Annotated in this window: 1 protein-coding gene, 2 tRNA genes and 3 rRNA genes; all 6 read right to left on the reverse strand. The window is 39.5% G+C overall.

Features of this window, described 5'->3' with window-relative positions; all coding sequences use genetic code 11:
- Positions 1–160 precede the first annotated feature (160 nt).
- The gene (locus AJN60_RS05600) at positions 161–1,342 is read right to left on the reverse strand and encodes a hypothetical protein (protein ID WP_070286056.1); all 1,182 of its coding nucleotides are present in this window, start codon (positions 1,340–1,342) and stop codon (positions 161–163) included.
- A 246-nt stretch (positions 1,343–1,588) separates the two neighbouring features.
- A 5S ribosomal RNA gene (gene rrf / locus AJN60_RS05605) occupies positions 1,589–1,705 on the reverse strand.
- A 256-nt stretch (positions 1,706–1,961) separates the two neighbouring features.
- A 23S ribosomal RNA gene (locus AJN60_RS05610) occupies positions 1,962–5,020 on the reverse strand.
- 726 nt (positions 5,021–5,746) lie between these two features.
- Positions 5,747–5,823: transfer RNA gene (locus AJN60_RS05615), tRNA-Ile, on the reverse strand.
- An 8-nt stretch (positions 5,824–5,831) separates the two neighbouring features.
- Positions 5,832–5,907: transfer RNA gene (locus AJN60_RS05620), tRNA-Ala, on the reverse strand.
- Between the two features lie 102 nt (positions 5,908–6,009).
- Positions 6,010–7,521: ribosomal RNA gene (locus AJN60_RS05625) — 16S ribosomal RNA — on the reverse strand.
- Together the 16S, 23S and 5S rRNA genes with 2 tRNA genes alongside form the textbook arrangement of a ribosomal RNA operon.

Raw genomic sequence — 7,521 nt, forward strand, 5'->3', positions numbered from 1 at the left:
ATTATACAACATTGAGTGTTATTTTGTCAAGTATAAATATAAAAAAATATACTTAATTTTATTTAGTCTATATGACTAAACTTTTATTAGTTACTTTTTTATAAGAATACAATATATCAAAATAAAAATAACAATACACTTTATAAGATAATTATAAAAACTAAGCCCAAATTTTAATCAAATCAGATATTTTTCCATAACTTGTAGAATTTGTATCAAAATAAGTTTGCTTCATTTCGTTGACAATTTCACCAAGATTATCATAATTAAGTTTAGTTGCATCTTCAGGTTTTAAACCTAGCATTTTTGCACTTCTTTGTTTGAATAAATCCACAAAACCTTCATAGAAAATTTTAAATTTATCCGGATTAAAAACAAGTTTTTTACCCCCAGTTTCTTTATCTTCAACTTCATCAAAAATTTTATCAGATAATTGCATTTTAAGTAAAGATTTTTCATCTTCACTTAAATCATCATATTTTACACCTTTACCTAATTTATCCAAGATATCTTTAATTTCTATTGTATTAGTTTGATTAAATTTAGTTAAAGTTAACATACCTACGCTTTCAGTCCATCCAGAATTTGGAGCTTTGGTTTTTACTGCTTGCATGCCAGTTTCGCTAAAACTAAGCTCTCCATTAAAATCTCCATCTTTTCTTATCATTTTATCAAGCTCTAAACCTATAGTTCTACCAGCATAATCTGTATCTTTAGTATCATCTGGACGCATTTCTCTAAAATCTTTTTCAAAACCAAATAGAGTATCCACGCTACCATTTAATTGTGTATAAGATTGCACAAAAAGTCCTAAATTTGTTTCCTGTGCTACAAAACCACTTTTCGTATCTTCAAGTTCATAATCTTCTAAATATCCATCATTATTTCTATCACTAGCCACATAAGCTCTAGTATATGCTATATCAGCATACCATCCAGCCACGAAATTTTCAGCTTTTCCACTTAATATATATGATCCATCAAGTCTTTTAGTCATATCTTCTTTGTCAAATTCAATCCCCATTTTATTGATAGCTGTTGAACTTAAAGCACTACGAACGAGTTTATTTGTAATAGGATCTCTAAAATATATAGTAGTCATACCTCTTTCAGCTTTTTTTACTTTATCACTTACCTTTTGATTGAAAACTTTTTCATCTTCTAATCTTTGAAGCATAGTTTGAGTTACATCTGTTTTTTGCTCTTGAAATGAAGAGGAATTTTCGTCTTTTTCATTAAGAATATTTGGTTTTAAATTCAATTTAAAAGATTTGTATACACTAGCTTGCTGAGAAGATTTAGATATGGGTTGAAAATGATTAAGAAATTTTATAAAATCCATTTTGATGCCTTCAAATTTACGACATCTTTTCAAAAATATTGCAAATATATTTTACGTAATTTTAACTTAGAAAATTTTAAATTTTATCCTCTATTATTTTCCAAACCCATAAAAACACCCTATTCTCTTAAAAACCCTAAAACAGCAACAAACTCTTTTTTAAACACAATTCTAAGCATCATCTAAAACAACAATAAAAATAAACATAGGATTTATATATAAAGTAAGTAATGAAGATATTTAACAAGTCCGCAATGAGCTACTTTCCCCCTGCCAGTAAGGCGTAGTATCATCACCCACGATGTGCTTAGCTTCTTGGTTCGGGATGGAGCAAGGCGTTTCCACATCTGTATAATCACGGACATTGTTATTTAAATATTCTTTGAAAGATTGAATTTAAAAAATAAAGCTTAATCTTTCATTTCTTTACTTTTTTCTTTATTCTCTTTCTTCTTTACTTATCTTTTATCTTTAATAAGTTTTTATATAGAATACTTAAAAAACAATGTTAAGAGCAAGTTCTAATATAAACTTTACTTGAAAGATTTCTATTAAACTCTAAATATTATCTATATTCAAAGTCTTCTTAAAAACCTTAACAAGGAAGTGATGCTTTATTAAAGATAAGCCAAACGCTCTATTAGTACTGGTCAGCTAAAGGACTTTCATCCATTACACACCCAGCCTATCAAACTAGTAGTCTTCTAGAGAGCTTAGAGAAGATTCATCTTAGAGTTGGCTTCACGCTTAGATGCTTTCAGCGTTTATCCTTTCCAAACTTAGCTACGCTGCGATGCTCTTGGCAGAACAACAGCTACACCAGTGGTTTGTTCAACCCGGTCCTCTCGTACTAGGGTCAAATCTCTTCAATCTTCTTACGCCCACGGCAGATAGGGACCGAACTGTCTCACGACGTTCTGAACCCAGCTCGCGTACCGCTTTAAATGGCGAACAGCCATACCCTTGGGACCTGCTCCAGCCCCAGGATGCGATGAGCCGACATCGAGGTGCCAAACCTCCCCGTCGATGTGAGCTCTTGGGGGAGATCAGCCTGTTATCCCCGGGGTACCTTTTATCCTTTGAGCGATGGCCCTTCCACACAGAACCACCGGATCACTAAGACCGACTTTCGTCTCTGCTTGACTTGTATGTCTTGCAGTTAAGCTGGCTTATACCTTTATACTCTACGAACGATTTCCAACCGTTCTGAGCCAACCTTTGTAAGCCTCCGTTATTATTTGGGAGGCGACCGCCCCAGTCAAACTACCCACCAGACATTGTCCCACTTGAGGATAACTCAAGCTGGTTAGCTACCCAAATAAGAAAGAGTGGTATCTCAACAACGGCTCATATACAACTGGCGTCATATACTCAAAGCCTCCCACCTATCCTGCACATTCTTATCCAAGTAGCAGTGTCAAGCTGTAGTAAAGGTCCACGGGGTCTTTCCGTCTTGCCGCGGGTAGGAGGAATTTTCACCTCCACTACAATTTCACTGGATCCCTCTTTGAGACAGCTCCCATCTCGTTACGCCATTCATGCAGGTCGGTATTTAACCGACAAGGAATTTCGCTACCTTAGGACCGTTATAGTTACGGCCGCCGTTTACTCGGGCTTCGATCAAGAGCTTCGCTAATGCTAACCCCATCAATTAACCTTCGAGCACCGGGCAGGCGTCACACCCTATACATCCTCTTACGAGTTAGCAGAGTGCTGTGTTTTTGGTAAACAGTCGGGAGGGACTCTTTGTTGTAAGTTTCTTCGCTTTCGGAGTAAATCCTAGTACGAAGCTAACCACACCTTATACCGAAGATACGGTGCTATTTTGCAGAGTTCCTTAAAGAGAGTTCTTCCACGCGCCTTAGAATACTCATCCCACCCACCTGTGTCGGTTTACGGTACGGGCAACATTAGCTAAACTTAGAAACTTTTCTTGGCTCGACGGCATCAGGGGTTCTTCTATCCATCCGAAGACTTCAAAAAGCCTTTCAGTTCTCGGAGTATTGTTATACGGATTTGCCTGTATAACCTCCTACGACCTTAGACTAGCACTTCCATCCGCTAGCCCCCTTAGCCCTAAGCGTCCTTCCATCGCACACTAATGTTGGTATTGGAATATTAACCAATTTGCCATCGTCTACCCCTTTCGGACTCGACTTAGGACCCGACTAACCCTACGATGACGAGCATCGCGTAGGAAACCTTGGGTTTACGGCGTTAATGATTCTCACATTAATTATCGCTACTCATGCCTGCATGCTCACTTCTATTCGCTCCAGCACTCCTTGCCGGTATACCTTCGACGCAAATAGAACGCTCTCCTACCACTTGCACACAACTTAAACTACTTAAACTTTAAACCAAGAATATTTTTACTGATTTTACTAAGTTTTATTTCTATCTTTACTCTATAAAAATCAGTAAAAATATAACTTAAAACATATAACTTAGTTTTTTATATTCTAAACTTAAATAATCTAAGTTGTGTGCAAGTCTACAGCTTCGGTACTTACTTTAGCCCCGTTATATTTTCCGCGCAAAATCACTAGACCAGTGAGCTATTACGCTTTCTTTAAAGGATGGCTGCTTCTAAGCCAACCTCCTGGTTGTTTAAGTAACTTCACATCGTTTTCCACTTAAGTAAGATTTAGGGACCTTAGCTGGTAGTCTGGGTTGTTTCCCTCTTGACGACGGATTTTATCACTCGCCGCCTGACTGCTGTGATTACATATAAGGTATTCGGAGTTTGATAGGGTTTGGTACATTGGTGTATGCCCTAGCCCATTCAGTGCTCTACCCCCTTATATTACGACACAACGCTATACCTAAATATATTTCGGAGAGAACCAGCTATCACGAAGTTTGATTGGCCTTTCACCCCTATCCACAAGTCATCCCGGGGCTTTTCAACGCCTATGGGTTCAGTCCTCCACTAGTTCTTACACTAGCTTCAACTTGCTCATGGATAGATCACTTCGTTTCGGGTCTGCAGCATCTGACTAAGCGCCCTATTCAGACTCGCTTTCGCTACGGCTTCGCGTTTGCTTAACCTTGCCAGACACCACAACTCGCAGGCTCATTATGCAAAAGGCAGTCCATCACACTGTATTGCTACATAGTGCTCTGAATGATTGTAAGCAAATGGTTTCAGGTTCTATTTCACTCTGATCACCTCAGTTCTTTTCACCTTTCCCTCACGGTACTTGTGCACTATCGATCTGGTATTAGTATTTAGGGTTGGATCGTGGTCGACCCGGATTCAGACAGGATTCCTCGTGTCCCGCCCTACTCAGGATACTGCTAGCTAAGCTTTGTTTTTCGCATACGGGACTATCACCCTCTATGGCTATACTTTCCAGAATGTTCTGCTAAACTCAGCTCTTGCACATTGCAGTCCTACAACCCCCAGTGCAAGCACTGGGTTTGCCCTCTTGCGCTTTCGCTCGCCGCTACTGACGCAATCTCTATTGATTTCTTTTCCTGAGGGTACTAAGATGTTTCAATTCCCCTCGTTCGCTCCTATATAGGTAATGTATATCTCTATACATTGGGTTGCCCCATTCGGAAATCTACGGATCAAAGCTTCTTGACAGCTCCCCGTAGCTTATCGCAGTCTAGTACGTCCTTCATCGCCTTTACCAGTCAAGGCATCCACCATTCGCTCTTAGTAGCTTACCTTTTGATGTTCTTTTAGCAAATGAGCAAGGCTCATCTTAAAGAACCAAAGCTAAAGGCCTACCCCGCCAACCTAAAAGATATTAGACTTAAAACGAAATAAACTAAACATTCATTAAAAAATTAATGTAGATAAAGCTTCAATTCTTAATCACTAAAAAAACAATTTGCATAAAAGTTAGATATAATCTAACTTCTACCTTTTATTATTGATTCTAAAACGCATCACTTCCTTGTTAAAGTTTTTATGATAAGACTTCTTTATCTTAAGACGGAAAGCATTCAAACACTTAATATAAAACTAAATGATTTAGTCTCAACTAAGCTGTGAGTTTGAAACTTGTCTTTAATTTATAAATCTTAAATCTAATATTCTCTTTATTATAGAAATAAAGATAATTAAAAGATATAAGTTAAACCAAAGAAAAGATAAATAGGTTTTATCCTTTAACAAGTCCTGTAAAATTGTTTTTATTAAAACTTGCTTGTGACTCTTAACAATGATAATTAAAAAGAACATTTAGGTTTAAAACCTAAAGGAAGTATATATATTAATATAATCATTATAAATATAAATACATAATGTATATGCTACTTATATCTATTTAAAGTATATTCTTTTATAGTTAAAGATAAAAGTAAATCTGAATATAGAGTTTATATTTTATATTTAATCTACTTTATATACTTGCTTTAGATTTTAAAGCTTTTTTATTCAAATCTTTTTTATGGTGGGCCTAACAAGACTTGAACTTGTGACCTCACCCTTATCAGGGGTGCACTCTAACCAGCTGAGCTATAGGCCCTTAATAAATGGTGGAGAATAGCGGGATCGAACCGCTGACCTCCTGCGTGCAAAGCAGGCGCTCTCCCAGCTGAGCTAATTCCCCATAAACAATTAGCTTTATCATCAATCTTTGAAATCTAAACAAGAATCAATTGAGTTTATATATTGAAGTAATAGTGGTGAGACTTATTACTTTGTACTCTAGAAAGGAGGTGATCCAACCGCAGGTTCTCCTACGGTTACCTTGTTACGACTTCACCCCAGTCGCTGATTCCACTGTGGACGGTAACTAGTTTAGTATTCCGGCTTCGAGTGAAATCAACTCCCATGGTGTGACGGGCGGTGAGTACAAGACCCGGGAACGTATTCACCGTAGCATGGCTGATCTACGATTACTAGCGATTCCGGCTTCATGCTCTCGAGTTGCAGAGAACAATCCGAACTGGGACATATTTTATAGATTTGCTCCACCTCGCGGTATTGCGTCTCATTGTATATGCCATTGTAGCACGTGTGTCGCCCTGGGCATAAGGGCCATGATGACTTGACGTCGTCCACACCTTCCTCCTCCTTACGAAGGCAGTCTATTTAGAGTGCTCGGCCGAACCGTTAGCAACTAAATACGTGGGTTGCGCTCGTTGCGGGACTTAACCCAACATCTCACGACACGAGCTGACGACAGCCGTGCAGCACCTGTCTCTAAGTTCTAGCAAGCTAGCACCCTCATATCTCTATAAGGTTCTTAGGATATCAAGCCCAGGTAAGGTTCTTCGCGTATCTTCGAATTAAACCACATGCTCCACCGCTTGTGCGGGTCCCCGTCTATTCCTTTGAGTTTTAATCTTGCGACCGTACTCCCCAGGCGGTACACTTAATGCGTTAGCTGCATTACTGAGATGACTAGCATCCCAACAACTAGTGTACATCGTTTAGGGCGTGGACTACCAGGGTATCTAATCCTGTTTGCTCCCCACGCTTTCGCGCCTTAGCGTCAGTTGAGTTCCAGCAGATCGCCTTCGCAATGGGTATTCTTGGTGATATCTACGGATTTTACCCCTACACCACCAATTCCATCTGCCTCTCCCTCACTCTAGACTATCAGTTTCCCAAGCAGTTTAATGGTTAAGCCATTAGATTTCACAAGAGACTTGATAATCCGCCTACGCGCCCTTTACGCCCAGTGATTCCGAGTAACGCTTGCACCCTCCGTATTACCGCGGCTGCTGGCACGGAGTTAGCCGGTGCTTATTCCTTAGGTACCGTCAGAATTCTTCCCTAAGAAAAGGAGTTTACGCTCCGAAAAGTGTCATCCTCCACGCGGCGTTGCTGCGTCAGGGTTTCCCCCATTGCGCAATATTCCCTACTGCTGCCTCCCGTAGGAGTCTGGACCGTGTCTCAGTTCCAGTGTGACTGATCATCCTCTCAGACCAGTTAAGCGTCATAGCCTTGGTAAGCCATTACCTTACCAACTAGCTGATACTATATAGTCTCATCCTACACCGAAAAACTTTCCCTACTCAACTTGTGTTAAGCAGGAGTATAGAGTATTAGCAGTCGTTTCCAACTGTTGTCCTCTTGTGTAGGGCAGATTAACTATACCTTACTCACCCGTGCGCCACTAATCCACTTCTAGCAAGCTAGAAGCTTCATCGTTCGACTTGCATGTATTAGGCACGCCGCCAGCGTTCACTCTGAGCCAGGATCAAACTCTCCATAA

It is taken from the genome of Campylobacter sp. BCW_4323, from assembly GCF_001763115.1.
Lineage (GTDB): Bacteria > Campylobacterota > Campylobacteria > Campylobacterales > Campylobacteraceae > Campylobacter_D > Campylobacter_D jejuni.

Bases quoted from the DNA above. Each gene is read 5' to 3' on its own strand.
- AJN60_RS05600 (WP_070286056.1), bottom strand. From the start codon at position 1,342: ATGGATTTTATAAAATTTCTTAATCATTTTCAACCCATATCTAAATCT.